Source organism: Phascolarctobacterium sp. Marseille-Q4147, from assembly GCF_017968825.1.
In the GTDB taxonomy this organism is placed as follows: Bacteria; Bacillota; Negativicutes; order Acidaminococcales; family Acidaminococcaceae; genus Phascolarctobacterium_A.
This window is the reverse complement of record NZ_CP072874.1, coordinates 566,622-587,182: the sequence shown is the minus strand read 5'-3', so window position 1 is coordinate 587,182 and position 20,561 is coordinate 566,622. Positions and strand designations below refer to the sequence as shown.

General features: G+C 44.9%; 17 protein-coding genes and 1 tRNA gene. 16 read left to right on the top strand and 2 right to left on the bottom strand.

What is annotated here, in order from left to right:
• Positions 1–6 precede the first annotated feature (6 nt).
• From KAH19_RS02695 to thiD, 4 genes are all read left to right on the top strand, one after another.
• The gene (locus KAH19_RS02695) at positions 7–729 is read left to right on the top strand and encodes a hypothetical protein (RefSeq protein ID WP_210684995.1); all 723 of its coding nucleotides are present in this window, start codon (positions 7–9) and stop codon (positions 727–729) included.
• Positions 729–3,287, top strand: coding sequence for an ATP-binding protein (locus KAH19_RS02690; protein WP_210684994.1), 2,559 nt, complete (start codon positions 729–731; stop codon positions 3,285–3,287). Before KAH19_RS02695 ends, KAH19_RS02690 begins: the two co-directional genes overlap by 1 nt.
• 295 nt (positions 3,288–3,582) lie before the next feature.
• Positions 3,583–5,445, top strand: a complete 1,863-nt coding sequence (locus tag KAH19_RS02685; protein WP_210684993.1) for a TonB-dependent receptor — start codon at positions 3,583–3,585, stop codon at positions 5,443–5,445.
• Between the two features lie 144 nt (positions 5,446–5,589).
• Positions 5,590–6,402: a bifunctional hydroxymethylpyrimidine kinase/phosphomethylpyrimidine kinase gene (gene thiD / locus KAH19_RS02680; RefSeq protein ID WP_210684992.1), complete on the top strand. Its 813-nt coding sequence runs from the start codon at positions 5,590–5,592 to the stop codon at positions 6,400–6,402.
• Between the two features lie 67 nt (positions 6,403–6,469).
• Here thiD and KAH19_RS02675 read toward each other — a convergent pair whose 3' ends face one another.
• Together KAH19_RS02675 and cysE are read right to left on the bottom strand one after the other, a co-directional pair.
• Complete coding sequence (locus KAH19_RS02675; protein WP_246869407.1) at positions 6,470–7,858, bottom strand: NAD(P)-dependent oxidoreductase; 1,389 nt, start codon at positions 7,856–7,858, stop codon at positions 6,470–6,472.
• A 14-nt stretch (positions 7,859–7,872) separates the two neighbouring features.
• Positions 7,873–8,565 carry a serine O-acetyltransferase gene (cysE, locus tag KAH19_RS02670; protein ID WP_210684991.1) on the bottom strand — a complete coding sequence of 231 codons (693 nt, stop codon included), beginning with the start codon at positions 8,563–8,565 and terminating at the stop codon, positions 7,873–7,875.
• Positions 8,566–8,936: 371 nt separating this feature from the next.
• On the opposite strand from cysE, the gene KAH19_RS02665 reads away from it, so the two are divergent.
• From KAH19_RS02665 to KAH19_RS02610, 12 genes are all read left to right on the top strand, one after another.
• Positions 8,937–10,247: an amidohydrolase gene (locus KAH19_RS02665; protein WP_210684990.1), complete on the top strand. Its 1,311-nt coding sequence runs from the start codon at positions 8,937–8,939 to the stop codon at positions 10,245–10,247.
• A gap of 29 nt (positions 10,248–10,276) precedes the next feature.
• A complete protein-coding gene (locus KAH19_RS02660) occupies positions 10,277–11,083 on the top strand; it encodes a DUF3100 domain-containing protein (RefSeq protein ID WP_210684989.1) in 807 nt (268 codons plus the stop codon).
• A complete protein-coding gene (locus KAH19_RS02655; RefSeq protein WP_009144843.1) occupies positions 11,083–11,529 on the top strand; it encodes a hypothetical protein in 447 nt (148 codons plus the stop codon). Before KAH19_RS02660 ends, KAH19_RS02655 begins: the two co-directional genes overlap by 1 nt.
• A gap of 136 nt (positions 11,530–11,665) precedes the next feature.
• Complete coding sequence (locus KAH19_RS02650; protein WP_210684988.1) at positions 11,666–12,112, top strand: hypothetical protein; 447 nt, start codon at positions 11,666–11,668, stop codon at positions 12,110–12,112.
• A gap of 3 nt (positions 12,113–12,115) precedes the next feature.
• Positions 12,116–12,403, top strand: coding sequence for a hypothetical protein (locus KAH19_RS02645; RefSeq protein WP_210684987.1), 288 nt, complete (start codon positions 12,116–12,118; stop codon positions 12,401–12,403).
• A 102-nt stretch (positions 12,404–12,505) separates the two neighbouring features.
• Positions 12,506–12,580, top strand: a tRNA-Gly gene (locus KAH19_RS02640).
• Between the two features lie 177 nt (positions 12,581–12,757).
• Positions 12,758–14,041, top strand: coding sequence for a trigger factor (tig, locus tag KAH19_RS02635; protein ID WP_210684986.1), 1,284 nt, complete (start codon positions 12,758–12,760; stop codon positions 14,039–14,041).
• A gap of 36 nt (positions 14,042–14,077) precedes the next feature.
• A complete protein-coding gene (gene clpP / locus KAH19_RS02630; protein WP_009144839.1) occupies positions 14,078–14,671 on the top strand; it encodes an ATP-dependent Clp endopeptidase proteolytic subunit ClpP in 594 nt (197 codons plus the stop codon).
• 25 nt (positions 14,672–14,696) lie between these two features.
• Complete coding sequence (clpX, locus tag KAH19_RS02625; RefSeq protein ID WP_009144838.1) at positions 14,697–15,947, top strand: ATP-dependent Clp protease ATP-binding subunit ClpX; 1,251 nt, start codon at positions 14,697–14,699, stop codon at positions 15,945–15,947.
• A gap of 123 nt (positions 15,948–16,070) precedes the next feature.
• A complete protein-coding gene (lon, locus tag KAH19_RS02620) occupies positions 16,071–18,404 on the top strand; it encodes an endopeptidase La (RefSeq protein ID WP_210684985.1) in 2,334 nt (777 codons plus the stop codon).
• Complete coding sequence (yihA, locus tag KAH19_RS02615) at positions 18,397–19,047, top strand: ribosome biogenesis GTP-binding protein YihA/YsxC (protein ID WP_210684984.1); 651 nt, start codon at positions 18,397–18,399, stop codon at positions 19,045–19,047. Before lon ends, yihA begins: the two co-directional genes overlap by 8 nt.
• 5 nt (positions 19,048–19,052) lie before the next feature.
• Positions 19,053–20,090: an AbrB family transcriptional regulator gene (locus KAH19_RS02610; protein WP_210684983.1), complete on the top strand. Its 1,038-nt coding sequence runs from the start codon at positions 19,053–19,055 to the stop codon at positions 20,088–20,090.
• The last annotated feature ends 471 nt before the right edge of the window (positions 20,091–20,561 follow it).

Here is a 20,561-nt window from a genome sequence, read left to right as displayed (position 1 = left end):
AAACAAATGTCCAGTGAACCGAAATTAGAGACTTTCATTAGTAGAATCAAGAAAGCTGATTTACAATTAGAAGAATTATATAATAACCCGGATAATTTAAAAGAGCTTTTATGGTTTTTTGATGAAGCGAGGGGAAACGAGGTAGCACAAAAAATTCATAAAGAAGAAGTAGCTGTACACGCTACAATTGTGAAGAATTTAGCAAGCCTGTATCCGCTTTCCAAGTATGTTTTGCATGCGTTCTATCAACAAGATGCCAAAGAAACTGATGCTGATTTTATTGACGTACTTAAAGAAAGTGGCGATATAGTTGCTTCTATTAAGTCTGTTATCGGCCATATAGAAGTAGAGAAGCCTAATATAACCACTACCTTTCAGGATTATCAAAAAAGAGTAGAGAGCTTGCATAAGGAAATAGCAGAGAAGCAGGCTTCATTGAAGGATTTGGCTGCTCAGAAGGCAGAAGTAACCAGATTACAAAGTGAGTTAGATAAAATAAGCAGGGACATAAGTGATTTAAAGAATATAGAAATCGATAAGCTGAAAAAGGATAAAACTGCTAAAGATAACGAATTAAAGCGTCTTAAAAGTGAAAAAGAAAAGCTTAGCGGTGATATTGATAAAATCGAGAAGCAGTTACAGGCTGAAAAAGAAAATATTAGTGATGAAAAAATAATTGCCAAATTAAGAGAGTTATCCAAGATGTTACCGGCGGGAGTTGAGTACTAATGGAGAATGACGTAAAGATACAGCATAGAGTTATTGATAAAATTGAAGAGAAACGCCAGAAAGGACAAATAGTACATTTCCTTACAGGTAGTGGTATTCAGGATAATTATTTCTATAATTATTTGGAAGGTGTGCTTAATCTTGCGGATAGTTTAAAGACATATTATTTGCGCAAGGAAAACGAAAAAAATAGTGAAAAATATGATTTCCTGATACATTGCTCTTATGCTGCAGAAGCTGTTTCTTATTATAAGAAAAACCTGGATGGAGAAATTGATCAAATAGATTTTAAAGATTTAAAAGCTCCCAAACGCAGAGGTGGTTTTGCGAATGCAAAGGTCAATAGAACTGATAATAAGTTACAGGAAGAAGCTCAGAAAGAAGCTGAAGATGCGACAAAAGGTCATGATGTAGCGCTAGTTACGGGTAGAATTGGCGAACTTCTAAAAGAGGGGAAAAAAATAGTACTGCTTTTAGAGGGCTTGGAATGGATCAGCAAAATGTACGATGCACAGCAGGATTTGCGCTGGATTGGCATACTGACGAAATGGGCTAAGGAAAATAATTTACTTGTTGTAGCTACAATCAAAGATTTTGAAAGTATAAAAAAATATGGCTTTGAACAAGAAGAGACTTTTATTGGGAATCCGAGTGAGTTGGAGATTCTGTATACGTATTTGAGATACCTGTTGCGCAAAACGAATAATAACTACAGTTTAGATTTAAAAGTACTGCAGGATGTTACACAGGCGCTTAGTGCTGGTAAAAAATCATTGGTTGACTGTATGCGTATCTTGAGTGCTGTGCTGGCTAAAAATAAGGTTTCTTTAGTATTTGAGGATTTTAAAGATAGTATAAATAAAAATATTCCTGAAGAAGTTAAATTGGCGGATGTACGCTTAAATTCCAAAACGAAAGAAAGTATAAAAGCTTCTGTTGATAAATTCATGGATTCCCCCAAAGAAGCCAGAAAAGGCTTCATTTTAACAGGACCGCCTGGAACAGGTAAAACAATGATTGTTAAGGCGCTTGCAAATGAAGAAAAATGTTATTTTATGGCACCTACTTTAGGTGATCTTAAGGGAGAATATGTTGGACAAAGCAGTGGCAAAATAAAGCGTATTTTTGCAGAAGCCAGAGCTAATCAGCCAACTATCTTATTTATTGACGAAGCCGATACAGTATTTCCTAGTAGGAATATGGGAAGCCAGGGAGACAGTTTTGGACTTGATATGGTTAATCAGTTCTTGCAGGAAATAGATGGTGCAACGACTGGTGAGCAGAAAATCTTTACCATTGCTGCTACTAACAGAGTAGATGTAGTAGATAGCGCTATAAGGAGTCGTTTATCGGAAGTTATTACTATAGGTTTACCTGATAAGGAAATGAGAAGATTAATTTTCGAGGATAATTTAACATTCTCCATTAAAGGTAAGTGTTATGAAGAGTATATGCTGGAGAAATCCGAAAAAATGTCCGGACGTGATATTACTAATTTTGTAAAAAAATTAAAGGAAAAAGCTAAGTTAGTAAGTATCGAGTTAGGAAAAGATGATGCTATCGATAATAAATTGATAGAAGAGTGCTTTGGTAAAAAAGAACGAGAGGCATTTGAGGAGATTCAAAGAACAGGCTTGATTGAATGCAAGACTCCGGGTGAAATAAGAAATCGCTTTTCAGATGTTATTGGCTATGACGATATAAAAACTAAAATCAGACGTAAAGCTGAATATATTTCCTACAATGAAGACGAAAAGCTCAGATTTGAGAATTTTGGCCTGGAAATCAGTAAGGGTACTTTGTTATACGGTCCTCCTGGTAATGCTAAAAGTATGTTGGCAGAAGCGGTTGCAGGAGAATTTGGTTTTTACTTTTTTAAGGTAGTCAGCAAAAATTTTGTTAGCTTGTATGCTAATGACACAATTAAAAAGTTAGCAGATATTTTCTCCCGTACTATCCAATTCTCTAAGATCATGTCTGAGGCAAAAGGCATAGTTCTGTTTTTTGATGAATTTGATTCCTTAGCAGGTTCTTTGCTTAGCCAGGATATTAGAGGTTCGCTGCTGGATTTTCTCAGTGATCAGGGAGGCTTGCGTAACAAGGACTCTAAAATTCTTTTTATGGCAGCTACCAATTATTACGAGACTATTGATGAAGCAGTTAAGCGTAAGGGGAGAATTGATGAGCATATCTTTATGGATAATCCTACTGAGGAAAACGGTAAGTCTATGCTAGCTAACTTATTTAAAAAAGATAAGCATATCAAACAACCTGTAGCCAATAAAGTTTTGACAGGCCTTTATGCAAAATTGTTGGAAATTAGCCGTAGGCAAATAAAAGAAGCAATAAAAATATATGAGAATACAGGTGATGCTGGATTAAAAAAGGTGTGGGAGCAAAAATTGGCAAATACCAGACCATCTGGTTCTGATTTGCGAAATGCGTATCAGGAGCTGAAAAATATTGCTTTTTATATGGATGGTAAAATCGAAAACAATCAATTGATTATCGATGAAGATGTATTACGTGCTTATTCTCCTGAAACAAGAAATAGTTAAGCTTAGGGTAAAAATGGCTTCTAACCATAAAGTAAGCGTCAAATAAGATTACGGCTTACTAATCGTACAATTTATTATTATACAATCTGCGTAGACATAAAGCCTGCGCAGATTTTTTCTAGGCAACAATTTTTGACGCTTACTTATTTCTTCCCAAGCAATAGATAAAATTACTACTTTTTCTGTAAGCTTTGTCTTCACCCAGTTTTACAAAACCTTGTTGACAACCATCGTCAAAAGTGCTATAAATCTATATTCGATAGATGTTTTATGTACATGAGAGGATGAGTATATCATGAGAAAAAGTTTTGCCAATTCCTTTGCAGCCACGTTTATGGCTGCAAATATTTGCCTTGCAGTCCCGGCATTTGCCGATGATTTGCAGACATACAATCTTGATACGATGGTTGTTACCGCGCAGCGTGAAAGCAAGCGGGATGTAGATACGCCTGCTTCCGTTACAACCGTTTCCCAGAAGCAACTTGTGGAAACCGGTGCTTCTAATCTTTTTGATGCTTTGCGCCTGCAAAGCGGTGTTACTACCTACTCCTATGGCGGAAGCCAGTCCCTTGGCGGTATGAACGCAAAAATCCTGATGCGCGGTGCGAATAAAGGCACTGTGGTAATGATTGACGGTGTACCTGCCAACATCAATGAAACCTATTATCTGGATTCCATTCCTGTAGAATCTATTGCACGTGTAGAAATTGTTAAGGGTGCTGCTTCTACTCTTTACGGTTCCGAGGCTTCTACCGGTGTAATCAATATCATCACCAAAAAGAAAATGCCCAACACCTTGTCACTGACCAAAGGCGAATACGGCAGGGAGAAGGCAGCACTGACATTGAATGCTGATAAGCTGAACTTTGCAGTAGCGCTGGAGCAGAGTGACCCGATGAAGGGTTATAGCAGTAACTATAAGCAGATTAATGATTTAAATAAAAAGTCCTTTACTGCCAGCTATAAGTTTGATGATAACTGGAGCTTCTCGCATCAGCATAACGACAGCAAGTATTCCTATGATCAGTATGACAAAACCTGGAGCAAGCTTACCGAGGATGCTAATTATCATTATATTGATGATTTTTCTCGCTTACAATATAAGGATGACAGCGTGAGCGCCAATTTGTTTTATAACCGCAGCAACCGCAGAAATCAGACCTACAATGTTACCGGTTCTAAATGGACCAAGTCCGATCATTTACGCTTTGATACCATAGGCCTTGATTTGCAAAAGCAGATTACCGGTAAATTCGGTGATGTTATTGTTGGTACGACGGTTTCCCGTGATTCCTATAAAAATGATATTACCGTAGCCAAAAACATCAAACCCGGTACGAAGATTAACGAATTCAGAACAAATTATGCTGTGTTTGCACAGCTTTCCAAGGATCTTGGTGCAGGCTATACTGCTACCGTAGGTGCCCGTGAAACCGTTGTAGAGGCCAATAAGCGTTATAATGCCTTTACACCGCAGTTTGCTTTGCTGAAGAAGCTGGATAACAACAGCAGCTTATATGCAAATGCGGCAAAATCTTTTAAGATGCCTACATTTACCCAGATTTACGGCGGCGGCGGTGCCAACTTTGCGGCTAATCCTTTACTGGAGCCTGAAGAAGGCTGGACCTATGAGTTCGGTTACAAAAAGACATCTAATACAAGCATGTTCAAAGCTGCTTTGTATTATATGGATTTGGATACTATTGAATATGAAGGCAAGGGAACCAGCTCCAATCCGTATGTAACACGTAATATGTCCTTTAAAAACAAAGGTCTGGAAATGACCTATGAGAAGGATTTTGGCAGCAAGTACAGCTATTCTCTGGGCGCTAATTTCTGCAATCCTATGGGCAAAAATAAAAAAGGCATTTGGGAGCGTAAATTTGCACGCGAGCAATACAATGCCGGCATTAAATATCATGATGCTAAGTTCAATGCTGCACTGACAGGCATGTTTACTACGGACAGAGCCAGCGGCTGGGGCGATTTGCTGCCGGTAAACTTTATTGCCGGCTATAAGTTCGATAAGAGCAGTACGGTAGAGCTTGGTGTGGAGAATATCTTCGACAGAGATGATATCGTAAGCAATCCGGGCTCCGCTACCAAGTATTACTGCCTGCCGCGCATGGTGCATGTGACCTATATTTATACATTCTAAACATAAATAGGCTGCTATGCTTCTAGGGCATTTGGTTTGCAAAGCTTTTTATCTGACTATATTAAATATCCATAAATTGAGCTTATTCAGATGCCAGTCAAAAGGTTATAATGATTACATTATTAAAGTGAAGGAGTGTGTCTTATGACCTTAATGAATAAAGCATTGACAATTGCCGGCAGCGATACAAGCGGCGGCGCAGGTATGGAAGCGGATATTAAAACTATGGAGGAGCTGGGCGTTTTTGGTATGCCTGCTTTGACCTGCATTGTTACTATGCATCCTACTACCTGGGAGCACAGCGTATTTCCGTTGCCTTTGGATTTGGTAGAAAAGCAGCTGGTGACAGCGATTGAAGGCGTTGGCATCAATGCGATGAAAACCGGTATGCTGGGCAGTGCCGAGCTGGTAGAACTGGTTGCAGCTACTATTGATAAGTACGATTTGCAGAATGTTGTTATTGACCCGGTTATGGTCTGCAAGGGCTGTGACCTGATTTTGGTGCCGGATGCGGCAGAATCTATCAAAAAGCTGCTGATGCCGCGCTGCGACATCATTACACCGAACACCGTGGAAGCTGCTTATCTTGCAGATATGCCTGAGGTTACTACCGTAGAGCAGATTAAGGAAGCAGCAGAAAAGATTGTTGCTGCCGGTGCGAAGAGCGTTGTTATCAAGGGCGGCGAGCGTCTGAGCGACAATTCCGCAATTGATATTTTCTACGATGGCAAGGATTTCGTAGAAATGGCTGTGCCGAAGATTTATCCTTCCTACAACCATGGCGCAGGCTGTACCTTCTCGGCGGCTATTACCGCAGGCCTGGCAAACGGTCTGAGCATGAAGGAAGCGGTACTGCAGGCAAAGAAATTTGTCACTGCTGCGCTCAAGCATGGCTTTGCTATCAATAACATTGTCGGTTGCACCAACCACACCGCATATAGAAAATACGGCGAATAAAACAAATAAAACCGTCATTTCCTCAGCTTATTGGGGAAATGACGGTTTTTGTATGCGAAAATGCTTATTACAGAGTAGTGGAATCCATAGTGCAGTCTTCCAGCAGCTTTTTGGCATCAACATATTGCGCAATGCCTGCAGCTACCTTCTTCGATTCCTTCATTGCCAGTACGACGGTTGCGGGACCGTGTACCACATCGCCGCTGCTGAAAACGCCGGCGCGGGTAGTCATGCCGTAGGGACGGTCACGTGTGATAACAAAACCCTGCTTATCAACCTGAATACCCTTGGTGGAAGAAACAATGCGTGCTGCCGGTTTTTGGCCTACTGCGAGGATTACGCAGTCGCAGGGGATAAGCTCCTGGCCGCCTTCTGCGATAAACTCACCGTTTTCGGTTTTGGTGATGTTTTGCAGCAATAAGCCGGCTAATTCGGTTTCGTCCGCTGCCGTAGCCTGTCGGCGGATATTCTTTAAGGCGCGCATCTGCTTCTTGTTGAAATAGGCGATAGGCTGTTTCAGGAAGCGGAACTGTACACCTTCGGCAACAGCGGCTTCATATTCAGATGGAAAAGCAGAAATCTCGGCTTCAGTTTTGTGGTAGACGATAGTGACGTTTTTGGCACCGCGGCGGATAGAGGTGCGGGCAGCATCCATAGCCACGTTGCCTGCGCCGACAACAATAACGTTGTCACCGGTGTGCAGCAGTGTTTCGCTGGCATCCAGCTTGCCTCCGTCAGCCAATACAACCATACGCAGGAAGTAGGTGGCAGTCAAAATACCGGACAGCTCCTTGCCGGGGATATCCAGTGTGCGTGGCAGGGAAGTGCCTGTGCCCATGAAAATTGCATCATAGCCTTGGGCAAAAAGGTCATCTACGGTAAAATCTACGCCGGCAAGCTGCTTGGTGCGGATTTCCACACCGATATGCTGCAGCTCGCTGATTTCACGGCGGACAACGTCCTTTTGCAGACGGAATTCCGGAATGCCGAAAAGCAATACGCCGCCAGGCTCGCTTTGTGCTTCAAAAATAGTAACGTCGAAGTCCATTTTTGCCAAATCGCCGGCAACGGTAAGACCTGCCGGGCCGGAGCCGATTACGGCAACCTTACCGCGCAGCTTGCTTGAAGGCTGCGTGGGCTTCAAATCATTGTTGTGGGCAAAGTCGGCAATGAACATTTCCAGACTGCCGATTTCGATACCGCATTTCTTTTTGGTCAATACGCAATGTGCTTCGCACTGACGCTCATGCGGGCAGACGCGTCCGCAGATAGCGGGCAGATTGCTGCGTTCGGAAATAATCTCGTAGGCCATACCTATATTACCTTCGCTTAAGGCACGGATAAAGCCGGGAATATTGTTTTCAATCGGACAGCCGGTGCGGCACGTAGGGCGCGCACAGTTCAGGCAGCGGCGTGCTTCCTGAATGGCTTCTGCTGTGGTCATTGTTCTGCTCATTTTTCTACCTCTTTTTAGTCAGAATGCTTACTTTGAGTGTCATAAATAAGATTTTCCAATTCCTTGAGGCGGCCGTTAATTTCTTCCATGTGCTTGGCGAGCAGCTCTTCATAATCTGCTACCGGATCGGGCAGTTTATCGTGGTTCAGGTCAATCATGCTTTCAGCATCATTGTTGGAGGCAATACGTACACCGTTGCGTGTTACAACACGTCCGGGTACACCAACAACGACGGAATTGGGCGGAACCTCTTTAAGAACTACGCTGCCGCTGCCAATTTTGGAATTGTCGCCTACCTTGAAGGAACCAAGCACCTTCGCACCGCTGGAAACAACAACATTATTGCCGATGGTGGGATGGCGCTTACCCTTTTCTTTGCCGGTACCGCCGAGAGTAACTCCCTGATAGAGCGTGACGTTGCTGCCAAGCTCAGCGGTTTCGCCGATAACAAGTCCCATACCATGGTCAATAAAAAGACCGGGGCCCAGTTTAGCACCGGGGTGGATGTCAATACCGGTAAGGAAGCGGGAAAATGTATTAAGCAGGCGTGGGAATACTACCCAGCCCTTCAGATAAAAGTGATGCGCTATACGATGGAGCCAGATGGCATGTAGCCCGGGATAACACAGTGCGGCCTCCAGTCTTGTTTTTGCGGCCGGGTCGCGCAGCATAATGGCATCAATATCTTTTTTCATCTGAGCAAACATGTCAAGACTCCTTTCTTTAATATTATATCAACATGTGCTGTAGTTGTCAGCAGTCAACTGTTTTAAGTCAGACTCTTTCTGCCGACAAATACTATTTTTATATTTTAGCACAGATAGCGGTAAAAGGTAAACAGAAAAACTGTAAAACTTAGCAAAAAAGTAGGGAGTAAACATTTTGAAGCACGTATTTAGTGGACAATATTCTGAAAACTAGCTGATATTGCATCAAACTGCACATTATAAGGCAACGATTTTTTTAGCGGATATTCTTATTTGACTTTACCTATAAGTATGCTATAATTGAGTTAAATACTTAAAATTTTTTATTAATGTACGTATTGAAAAGACAAGTACGCTGGAGGCGCATTAAGATGACAAAAGAAATTTTAAAAGAAAAGGCATGTGCGACGATTGACGCATATGCGGACAAGATAAAGGCAATTTGTGCCAGCATCAACGATGAACCGGAATTAGGCTTCAAGGAAGTCAAAACCGCTGCCAAGGTTGCAGAATTTATGCGTGACCTGGGCCTGGAGCCGCAGACCGGCCTGGCAATCAATGGTGTTAAGGGACGTGCGAAAGGCGGCAAGCCCGGACCGACAGCTGCCGTTTTAGGCGAGCTGGATGCAGTTGGCTGCCCGACAAGTCCGAAGGCGGACCCGGCCACAGGCGCTGCGCATGCCTGTGGCCACAATCTGCAGATTTCCACCATGCTTGCTGCTGCCTGTGGTATTGTAAAATCTGGCGTGCTGCCGGAGCTGGCCGGTGACGTTGTGTTCTTCGGTGTTCCTGCTGAGGAATATATCGAAATTGCGTACCGCAAAAAATTAGTGGAGTCCGGCAAGCTGCATTTTATGAGCGGCAAGGGCGAGCTGATTTATGAAGGTGCTTTTGATGATATTGATATGGCAATGCAGATGCATGCCGATAAAAATATGCCGAAGCCTACGGTTTCTATCGGCGAAAGCAGCAACGGCTTTGTAGGTAAAACCGTTCGCTATATCGGTAAAACAGCTCATGCAGCTGACGCTCCGCATGAAGGTGTCAACGCGCTGAATGCTGCCTGCCTGGGACTTATGGGCATCAACGCTTTGCGTGAAACCTTCCGCGAGCAGGATGTAGTGCGTGTACACCCGATTATTACTAAGGGCGGTGACTTTGTAAATTCCGTGCCTGATGATGTACGCCTGGAGCTGTATGTGCGTGCGAAAACCATGGATGCTATTGATTCCACACATACGCGCGTTGACGCAGCACTTAAGGCCGGCGGCGATGCTGTCGGTGCCAAGACTGTTATCGAAACACTGCCGGGCATGTTCCCGCTGAGCTGCAACAAGCGTATGAATGAACTGTTTGCAGCGAATGCGAAAATTGCTTATCCGGATGTAGAGATAAAGGATGCCGGTCATTTCAGTGCCTCCACCGATATGGGTGACGTATCACACCTGATGCCTGTTATCCATCCGTTTATCGGCGGTACAGACGGACTGTTGCACACACCTGACTTCCATATGGTAGATTTTAATGCTGCCGTGCTGCTGCCGGCTAAAGCCTTTGCGATGATGCTGATAGATTTGCTGTATGATGATGCGAAAGAGGCTAAGGCTATCCTGGCTGACTTTAAGCCGATTCTGACCAAGGAAGAGTACATTGCAAAATTGGAGAGCTATTTTAATAAGTAAAATAGAAATAATTTGTGGGAGGGAATGTAATGAAGAACATTAAATTACATGCCATAATTCTGGCGCTGATCATTGTTTCCGAGCTGATCGGCACTCATACCCTGAAGTTCGGTATCGGACGCATCGTGCTGCTGCCGATGCTGTATGCTCTGCTTCTGGGCATTCTGACAACACCTAAGTTTTTGAACCTGTCCGGCAAAAAGGAAATGCTGGATGCCAGCAGTTTGGTCGGCGTAACGCTGATGCTTTTGATGGCACGCTACGGTACGCTGGTAGGTCCTACTCTGCCGAAGATTCTGGCTGCTTCTCCGGCGCTGATTCTGCAGGAGTTCGGTAACCTCGGTACTGTGCTTTTAGGCGTACCTGTTGCCGTTTACCTGGGACTGAAACGCGAAACCATCGGTGCTGCGCATTCTATCGCACGTGAGCCAAACGTAGCGCTTATCGGCGAAAAATTTGGCCTGGACAGCAGTGAGGGCCGCGGCGTTATGGGCGTTTATATTGCCGGCACTGTTTTCGGTACTATTTTCTTCGGCCTGATGGCCAGCGTTGCTGCTTCCGTACTGCCGATTCACCCGTATGCACTGGCTATGGCCTCCGGCGTAGGCTCTGCCAGCATGATGACGGCTGCTGTGGGCTCTTTGGTTGCTATGTATCCCGATATGGCTGACCAGCTGGCAGCCTTCGGCGCAGCAAGTAATATGCTTTCCGGTCTTGACGGTCTGTATATGTCCGTATGGCTGGGCCTGCCGATGACCGAATGGCTCTATAAGAGATTCTATAAGATTAAATACGGCGTACTGCCTGAAGCTGAGAAGAAAGGAGAGGAAGCATAATGAAAATTAAAGATACAATTATCATTTTGGCTATTGTAACCTTCATGAGCTTGTTCTCCAACGTATTGGGAACCAAGGCTGATATTATCCAGTCTATTCCCGGCCTGCTGATTTTGGCGGTGATTGCTTTTGTCGGCATGTTGCTTTCGAAATATATTCCCGGAGGTATTCCGGCTGCGGCATGGGTTGTAACACTGGGCTGTATTCTGACTATCCCCGGCGTTCCCGGCAGTGATATTATCAACGGCTATGTAAAAAATGTCGGCTTTGTGGCCTTATGTACCCCGATTCTGGCTTATGCCGGTGTATCCATAGGCAAGGACCTGGATGCCTTTGCCAAGACCGGCTGGCGCATTGTTATTCTGGCAATCGTTGTCTTTGTAGGCACCTATATTGCCAGTGCGATTATCGCTCAGTGCATTTTGAAGGCTTTGGGACAAATTTAAAATAATTGCTTCTGAACCGGCATCAGTTCGATGCCGGTTTTTTAAAAGCTTCAAATTTATTGTATACATGCTTTTTTGTTGAAATAATCTGCAAGTTAGAGTAAAATATGACTATAAACCATGAGGAGGTATCACTATGTCTGAAATCTTAGCGGAAGCAACTTTTCCGAGTGTAATCCATAATAATGAAGTTTGCGAAGAAATCGTTAAATGGGGCAATAAAAATGGTTTCCCTCTGCAAAAAGCAAAATTATATAATAAAATGGATGGTTATGTAGGCTTTTCTCCTGATAATTACTTCATTAAGGCAACCCGTCTGCCGCCTGTTCCCGGTGGCTGGAAGGTTGTTGTAGAAAAATATGAGGCTGAAAGCCGCATTATTCCTTTGAATGTTAAGCCAGGTACCAATGAAGTTAACCGTTTCATTCTGAAAATGATTGATGAATATGTTAAGGAAGGCCTGAAAATGGAGCTGAGTGACGAGGTTTATGAATCCTACGGCACTTATCTGCGCGATTTGAAGGTTACCGGTCACACTGTATTGATTAACACCTTTGAAGACTTTATCGAAAACATGCGTTAAGCTATGGCCGGTGTTTTGGAAAAACAGCTGGCGCGGGCGTTGGATATGCGTCTTGCGGTTTTCGCATCCAAGGCAGCAAGCGGCAGCCTGCTGCAGGATGAAATGTCTTTGCGCGCCGCTGCCTATATGGCCAGCGAAATCATTATGCCTTGCTGCTGCATGATGTGCAACAAGGCTAAGCTGGAAGCATTGCTGTCACAGACGAAGCTTTGTGCGGAAAACCAGGAATTAACGCAGCGTCTGGCGGCGCTTGTCTATGATGATTTGGCGCGTTGTAATGGGTTAGGATAGGGCTGAGAAAAAAGTTGAAAAAAATCTCAACTTTTTTCAAAAAAGGTGTTGACAAAAGTCGCCTGATGCCTTATACTTATATTCGTTGCTGATGCACATGACGCGGAAATAGCTCAGTGGTAGAGCACCTCCTTGCCAAGGAGGGGGTCGCGAGTTCGAATCTCGTTTTCCGCTCCACTTAAAAATTTGCCCGACAGATTGCTTCTGTCGGGTTTTTTGGTATTGTCAAGAAGCGAGCATTGTGATATGATATTATGAGCGATTTGTGTCAGCACATTTTCGCTAAGGAAGGCTGACAGTTTAATCCGATTATATTATTTTTTACCCACATAAATTTAAGGGAGGATTTTATTAATGAACGTTACTGTTGAAAGAGTAGAAAATGAGGCAACTTTAAAAATTACCGCTCCGGCTGCTGAGGTAAACGCAGGCTATAAGAAGGCTGTACAAAAAATTGCTGACCAGGCAAATATCCCTGGCTTCCGTAAAGGCAAAGCTCCGCGTGCTATCATCGAAATGCACTATGGCAAAGAAGCTGTAAAACAAGAAGCTTTTGAAATCGTTGCTAACCAAGCATACAGCGAAGCTCTGGATCAGGAAAAACTGATCCCTGTATCCGATCCTAAAGTTGAAGAATCTACCTTCGAAGAAGGCAAAGATATGGAACTGACCATTAAAGTAACCCTGAAACCGGAACCGGAACTGGGCGAATACAAAGGTCTGCATGTAGAGAAAAAAGAAGTTGAAGTAACTGACGAGCAAGTTGACGCTCAAATTAAAGACATGATGGGCCGCGACGCTAAAATGGTAGTTGCTGAAGAAGGCGCTGTAATTGAAAAAGGCGACTTCGCTATCATCGATTTTGCTGGTACCGTTGACGGCGAACCGTTCAGCGGCGGCGAAGGCAAAGGCTATCCTCTGGAAGTTGGCTCCAACTCCTTCATCCCCGGCTTCGAAGATCAGCTGGTTGGCCTGTCCAAAGGCGATTCCACTGACGTAGAAGTAACCTTCCCGGAAGATTACTTTGTTAAAGACCTGGCTGGCAAAGAAGCTATCTTCAAAGTAAACATCCAAGACGTAAAACGCAAAGAGCTGCCGGAACTGAACGACGAATATGTTGCTTCCAAGACCGACTTCAAAACTGTAGAAGAGCTGCGTGCTAACTACAAAGAGCGTATGCAAAAAGCTGCTGAAGCTAACGCTAAAGCTGAATACGAGCATGAACTGATTGACCTGGCTGTAGCTAACGCTAAATTCAGCGTTCCGGAAATCATGATCGAAGACAAAATCAGCCAAATGGTTGAAGAAATGAAAATGAGCCTGGAAAGCCGTAAAATGAGCCTGGATATGTACATGCAATACACCGGTCTGGACATGGCTAAAATCCGTGAAAACCAACGCCCGGTTGCTGAAGAAAACGTTAAGACCGATCTGGTTCTGGACGCTATCGCTAAAGCTGAAGACATTCAGGTTGACATGGCTGACGTTGATGCAGAAATCGCTGCTATTTCCGCACAACACGGCGCTTCTCCTGAAGAAGTTAAGAAAATCATCAAAGGCAACGGCACCATGGGCCTGCTGCTGGCTAACATCCTGCGCCGCAAAGCTGCACACGTTGTTATCGACAGCGCAAAATAATTTTAGGTTATACTTACAGTAAAGGAGTGTGACAAAATGAATTATGTGCCTATCGTTGTTGAACAATCTAGTCGTGGAGAACGTTCCTATGATATTTATTCACGTCTTTTGAAGGATAGGATTGTTTTCGTTACCGGTCCGATTGATGACAATATGGCAAATGTTGTCATTGCTCAGTTATTGTTCCTGGAGTCCGAGGATCCGGACAAAGACATCCATCTGTATATTAACAGCCCCGGTGGCAGCGTAAGCGCCGGTATGGCTATTTATGATACGATGCAGTATATTAAGCCTGACGTTTCTACTATCTGCATGGGCATGGCTGCCAGCATGGCATCTGTGCTCCTGGCAGCAGGCGCGCCGGGCAAGCGTTTTGCATTGCCGTATTCCCGTGTTATGATTCATCAGCCCTTGGGCGGTGCACAGGGCCAGGCAACGGAGATTGAAATCCATGCCCGCGAAATCCTGCGTATCCGTGAAGAAATGAACCAGGTACTGGCAAAGCATACCGGTCAGACAGTGGAAAAGATTGCTGCCGATACCGAGCGCGATCATTATCTGACAAGTAAAGAAGCTAAGGAATATGGCCTGATTGATGAGGTTGTTTCCCGTAGTAAATCTGCAGAGTAAGATATACTATAAGGAGATTTAAAATATGAATTTTGATGAAGGACATGATGGAAAACCATGCTGTTCCTTTTGCGGCAAGCGTGAAGGTCAGGTAAAAAGACTGATTTCCGGTCGTGGAGTATTTATCTGCGATGAGTGTGTCGACTTCTGCAAATCCATGCTTGACGAGGAAAAAGAAAGCGATGCTGCCGAGCAGTTGGCGAATGCAGCTGATCTGCCGAAGCCTCAGGAAATCAAGGCAATCTTAGATGAGTATGTTATTGGTCAGGATGAGGCTAAAAAGACCTTGTCTGTAGCAGTATACAATCATTACAAGAGAATCAACTACGAAATCCAGAATCCGGAGTCCAAGCGCGACCTGGAGCTGCAGAAATCCAATATTCTGATGCTCGGTCCTACCGGCAGCGGTAAAACACTGCTCGCCCAGACTCTGGCAAAGATTCTGCAGGTTCCCTTTGCCATTGCTGATGCTACTACCTTAACGGAAGCAGGCTATGTAGGCGAGGATGTTGAAAACATTCTGCTCAAGCTTATCAGCAATGCCGATTATGACATTGAAGCTGCTCAACGCGGCATTATCTATATCGACGAGATTGATAAAATTGCCCGTAAATCCGAAAACGTTTCCATTACCCGTGATGTTTCCGGTGAAGGTGTTCAGCAGGCTCTGCTGAAAATCCTTGAAGGTACTGTTGCCAGCGTTCCGCCTAAAGGAGGACGCAAGCATCCGCATCAGGAGTTTATCAATATTGATACAACCAATATCCTGTTTATCTGCGGTGGTGCCTTCGCAGGACTGGAGCATATCATCAATGCCCGCGTAGGCAAGAAAAACCTGGGCTTTGGTGCTGATATCCGCCGTAAGGAAGAGGTTGATAACGAGGCTGTATTTGCCAAGGTATTGCCTGAGGATATCATGAAGTTCGGTATTATTCCGGAATTTGCAGGACGTATGCCGGTAGTAGTAACACTCAATCCGCTGGATGAGGCTGCACTGGTACAAATACTGACTGAGCCGCGTAATGCTTTGGTTAAGCAATACCAGCGTTTCCTGGAAATGGATGGCGTGGAGCTGGAGTTTGAACCTGGTGCTCTTACTGCTATTGCTGAGGAAGCATTGAAACGTAATGCCGGAGCGCGTGGCCTGAGATCTATTATTGAATCCACCATGCGTAACGTAATGTATGATGTTCCTTCCCGTGATGATGTAACAAAGTGCATTGTTACTGAAGCTACTATACGCCAGCATTGCGAGCCGCAAATGCTTACAAAATAACAAAATATCTAAGGGGGAAGGATTATTATACCTTCTCCCTTATTTTATCGCTATGGCAAGTATGCCTGCGTGCGTACTGCCGATAAATTTCTCTCTTGTTTTGGGAGCTTAAGGAGGGATTATATGGCTAATTTGATAATTACAAAGCCCCTTCTTGCTTTGAGGGGCGTCTTGATTTTTCCGGGCATGATTGCCAATCTGGATGTCGGCCGAGAAAAATCTATAGCTGCTATTGACGCAGCCGAAGGTACGGACAAGCAAATTATTCTGGTTGGGCAAAAACAGCCTGAGCAGGAAAATGTTGTTGCCGATGATTTATATGAATGGGGCGTTCTGGCTAATATCAAGCAAAGGCTGCAGCTGCCTAACGGTGCTGTGCGCTTGCTGGTAGAAGGCTTGGAGCGCGTACATGTGCTGAATGCGGTAGAGGTTCATGAGAATGAGCAGGATTTCTTTGTCGGTGAGGTAGAAGTAGTGCCTGCTGACGATGCGGTCGATGCCGAAGCAGAAGGCCTGCGCCGTCTGCTGCTGGATGCCTTTGAGCAATGGGTACTGCTTACGAAAAAGGTTAATCCCGATACGGTGCAGTCGCTTAAATCGCGTACTGATTTAAGCAAGGTGCCTGATATTATTGTCGGCTATCTGCCGCTGTCTTTGACCGAAAAGGAAGAGCTGCTGGAAATGGCGCCGCTGAAGCTGCGTCTGCGTAAATTATACGAGATTTTGGTGCGTGAGCAGGAAATTGCCGATGTAGCCAAAAATATTTCCGAACAGGTACACCAGCAGGTGGAGCAGAATCAGAAGGAATATTATCTGCGTGAACAGATTAAGGCTATCAGCAAGGAGCTTGGCGAAAACGAAGACGTACAGGCAGAAATTGCTGATTACAAGGAGCAGATGTCCAAGCTGAAAATGCCGCAAAACGTGGCGGAAAAAATCAACAAGGAGCTTGGACGTCTGGCGAAAATGCCGCCGATGACGCCGGAGGGAGCGGTAATCCGAACCTACATCGATTCTTTGCTGGCATTGCCCTGGGGCAAATTCACTAAGGATAATTTTGACCTGGATAAGGCGCAGGCTGTTCTTGATAATGACCACTACGGCCTGAAGAAGGTTAAGGAGCGCATTCTGGAGTATCTGGCAGTGCGTGCGTTGTCTAAAAGCACACGCGGACCGATTCTGTGTCTGGTAGGACCTCCGGGCGTAGGCAAAACAAGCTTGGCAAGCAGTATTGCCAAGGCGATTAAGCGCAAATTTACCCGCGTTTCTTTGGGCGGTGTGCGTGATGAAGCGGAAATCCGCGGTCATCGCCGTACCTATATCGGTTCTATGCCGGGCCGTATTATTCACGGTATGCAGACCTGCGGCTGCATGAACCCTGTATTCCTGTTGGACGAGATTGATAAAATGGCTTCCGATTTTCGCGGTGATCCGGCTTCAGCGCTGTTGGAGGTGCTTGATCCGGAGCAGAACAACAGCTTCAGTGACCACTTTATTGAATTCCCGTTTGATTTGTCGCATGTATTCTGGATTGTAACGGCCAATGCCGTAGATACTATTCCGCCGGCTCTGCTGGACCGTCTGGAGATTATCCAGCTGAGCAGCTATACTGATGAAGAAAAGGTTAAGATTGCTCAACTGCATCTTTTGCCGAAGGAGCTGAAGCTGAATGGCCTGGAAAAATACAAGGTAAGCGTCAGCGAAAAGGCTATCCGCCGTGTAATTCACGACTATACCAGAGAAGCAGGCGTGCGTAACTTGGAGCGTAAGCTGGCAGGCATCTGCCGCAAGGTTGCGTTTAAAATTGTCAAGGGCAAGAGTAAGGGCGCTCAGGTAACAGAAAAGAATCTGGAAAAATATCTGGGACCGGTTATTTACCTTGATGATGATATCAGTCTGAAATCAAGTGTCGGCGTTGCCAATGGACTGGCGTGGACCAGTGTCGGCGGCGAGCTGCTGAAGGTAGAGGTGCTGGCGTTTAAGGGCAAGGGCAACCTTACGCTTACCGGCCAGCTGGGCGATGTAATGAAGGAGTCGGCTCAGGCCGGTTATACCTATATCCGCAGCCGTGCGGAAGCTCTGGGGATTGCAGCTAACTTTGGTGAAACGATGGACATTCATATCCATCTGCCGGAGGGCGCTGTGCCGAAGGACGGACCTTCTGCCGGTGTAACGATGGTTACTGCCATGGTATCGGCGTTGACAGGCAAAAAGGTTAAGGGCAAGCTGGCGATGACCGGTGAAATTTCCCTGTCCGGCAAGGTATGGCCTGTCGGCGGTATTAAGGAAAAAATGCTGGCGGCTTATCGCTATGGCGTAAAGACAGTACTGCTGCCGAAGCGCAATATGCAGGATCTGGACGAGCTGCCGGAAAATATTCGTAAGGAAATGCAGTTTATACCTGTTGAGCATCTTGATGATGTTTTGAAGCTGGCATTGGAGGATAAAAATGAGTAAAGATAATTGGGATATTATCCGTGCTAAATATGTGGCCTCTGCCGTGCGTGCAGACCAATATCCGCAGCCTGCTCTTATTGAGGCTGCCTTTATCGGCCGCAGTAATGTCGGTAAATCGTCGCTTATCAATTCACTCTGCCGCCGCAACGGCCTGGCACGCGTAAGCTCTACTCCGGGCAAAACGCAGACCATCAACTTTTACGAGCTGGAGGCTAAGCGCGTAGTTGAGGGTGAAGATGAAAGGGCATCCTTTTATCTGGTAGATTTACCCGGTTACGGCTTTGCTAAAACAAATCATAATAATAAAGACCAATGGTCCGGCTTTATCAGCAAATATTTATCCGGCAGTGAAAACCTCGGTGTTGTCTGCCAGCTGATTGATATTCGTCATAAGCCTCTGGACAGTGATATGGAATGCTTCAACTGGCTGCGCAGCTGTGGCCTGAAGGTGCAGGTTGTGCTGACCAAGTCCGATAAGCTTTCTAAAAATGCGGCGATGTCCCAAAAGGCGCTCTTTAAGCGTGAAATGGGCCTGAAGGAGCATGAGATTATCACTTATTCCTCCTCACAGCATACAATGCGCGGAGAGCTGATTGAGCGTATTATGGATGCTTTATCCGCTAACGGCGTAGAGCAGGAGTAAAAGCTATGTTTTTAAACCGCTTGTTGCTTTTTATCATGGCACTTTGCTTAGGCAGCCTGCTGGTACGCATGCATCTGCCGATACCGTTTTTGCTGGGCGGCCTGTTGACTGCTCTGCTTTGCAAAACACTGACGCATCGCAGTGACGTAAGCTGGCCTAAGCAATGGCGCGAATATGCATTGATGGTTGCAGGCTACGGTATCGGTTCTACCTTTACCTCGGACACTTGGAATAACTTTCTGGCAGAGCTGGTAGGTGTAGCGGAAGCAACGATAGTTATTTTGGCTGCCAGTATCGCACTAGCCTTTGTTACGGCAAAGCTGGCGCGGGAAAACCTCAAAAGCTGTGTTATGGGTATGCTTCCCGGCGGCATGACGCTGACAATGCTGCTTTGCGAAGAGGATAAAGAAGTAAATCCCAACATTGTTATGGTGATGCAAGTGCTGCGTCTGCTGGGCGTAGTTATTACTGTGCCGTTTCTTGTTATCTGGCTGCTTGATGCGCATGTGACGGGCAGTAGCGTAGCATTGCCCAACCATGGCGGTGTACATTGGCTTGTTGTAGTGCCCTTGTCTATATTGGGCAGCTTTATAGCAACGAAAATACATATGCCGACGCCGAAACTGTTAGGACCGATTTTGGCGACGGCTGCATTTTCCGTCTTTGACGGCGGTGTGCAGCCTGTGCCTTTTTGGCTCATGGCGGCGGCGCAGGCCAGCATCGGTCTGTTTATGGGTATGCAGCTTGATGCGGATCGCATCGTAAAAACAGAAAAAATGGTGCCCTATATTCTTATCGGTACGGCGATACTCATTGTTGTGAGCATCGGTATGGCTAATGTGCTTTCCGCACGCTACGGCTTTTCGCTGGTAACGGCATTTCTGGCGATGGCGCCGGGAGGCATAGCCGAAATGTCTTTAGCCGGTATGAGTATGGGTGAGAATGTTTCGATTATCCTGACCTATCAGCTGGTGCGTGTGCTGGTGATAAATATCTTTATCCCGCCGCTGCTGGCATGGTGGTTTAAGGCTAAGCAGGTATAATTTTAGAGGATTGCAGAAAAAATTTTCATGATTTAAGAAAAATTTTTCTTGCAGTCCTCTTTGCTTTTGTATGTAAAATCCTTGTAAAATCGCATGGTGCAAGGCTTTGAAGCATTATAACCATCTATTGGGACACCAAAAGTCCATAGTGGACAAAAACGTCATAAGGTGTTATACTTAATGCATGTTAAGGCAAGACCTTAAAATAAAGCAGAAAGGATGATATAAAAATGACTTTTGAAAAATTTGTTGAAACTCTGTGCAACTTTAAATGGTATATGATTCACTGATTTCGGGAGGTGAGAATAATGCTGGAAAAATTTGTCAAAGTTTTGTATGAAATGAATTTCTACTATATCCATTAACAGGTGGTATAAAAATGAAGATTGCTAAATCGTAAGAACGCTTGCAGCTGAGCTGTAGGCGTTTTTTATTGCCTTAAAGCCTGCTGCTGATATAATAGATTTCTGA

Excerpts from the sequence above, each read along its gene's own strand:
- lon (WP_210684985.1), top strand. The coding sequence starts at position 16,071 with ATGGCTAATTTGATAATTACAAAGCCCCTTCTTGCTTTGAGGGGCGTC.
- KAH19_RS02645 (WP_210684987.1), top strand. The coding sequence starts at position 12,116 with ATGGCCGGTGTTTTGGAAAAACAGCTGGCGCGGGCGTTGGATATGCGT.
- tig (WP_210684986.1), top strand. The coding sequence starts at position 12,758 with ATGAACGTTACTGTTGAAAGAGTAGAAAATGAGGCAACTTTAAAAATT.
- KAH19_RS02665 (WP_210684990.1), top strand. The coding sequence starts at position 8,937 with ATGACAAAAGAAATTTTAAAAGAAAAGGCATGTGCGACGATTGACGCA.
- KAH19_RS02685 (WP_210684993.1), top strand. The coding sequence starts at position 3,583 with ATGAGAAAAAGTTTTGCCAATTCCTTTGCAGCCACGTTTATGGCTGCA.
- cysE (WP_210684991.1), bottom strand. The coding sequence starts at position 8,565 with ATGTTTGCTCAGATGAAAAAAGATATTGATGCCATTATGCTGCGCGAC.
- KAH19_RS02650 (WP_210684988.1), top strand. The coding sequence starts at position 11,666 with ATGTCTGAAATCTTAGCGGAAGCAACTTTTCCGAGTGTAATCCATAAT.
- clpP (WP_009144839.1), top strand. The coding sequence starts at position 14,078 with ATGAATTATGTGCCTATCGTTGTTGAACAATCTAGTCGTGGAGAACGT.
- yihA (WP_210684984.1), top strand. The coding sequence starts at position 18,397 with ATGAGTAAAGATAATTGGGATATTATCCGTGCTAAATATGTGGCCTCT.
- KAH19_RS02675 (WP_246869407.1), bottom strand. The coding sequence starts at position 7,858 with ATGAGCAGAACAATGACCACAGCAGAAGCCATTCAGGAAGCACGCCGC.
- KAH19_RS02610 (WP_210684983.1), top strand. The coding sequence starts at position 19,053 with ATGTTTTTAAACCGCTTGTTGCTTTTTATCATGGCACTTTGCTTAGGC.
- thiD (WP_210684992.1), top strand. The coding sequence starts at position 5,590 with ATGACCTTAATGAATAAAGCATTGACAATTGCCGGCAGCGATACAAGC.
- KAH19_RS02690 (WP_210684994.1), top strand. The coding sequence starts at position 729 with ATGGAGAATGACGTAAAGATACAGCATAGAGTTATTGATAAAATTGAA.
- KAH19_RS02660 (WP_210684989.1), top strand. The coding sequence starts at position 10,277 with ATGAAGAACATTAAATTACATGCCATAATTCTGGCGCTGATCATTGTT.
- clpX (WP_009144838.1), top strand. The coding sequence starts at position 14,697 with ATGAATTTTGATGAAGGACATGATGGAAAACCATGCTGTTCCTTTTGC.
- KAH19_RS02655 (WP_009144843.1), top strand. The coding sequence starts at position 11,083 with ATGAAAATTAAAGATACAATTATCATTTTGGCTATTGTAACCTTCATG.
- KAH19_RS02695 (WP_210684995.1), top strand. The coding sequence starts at position 7 with ATGTCCAGTGAACCGAAATTAGAGACTTTCATTAGTAGAATCAAGAAA.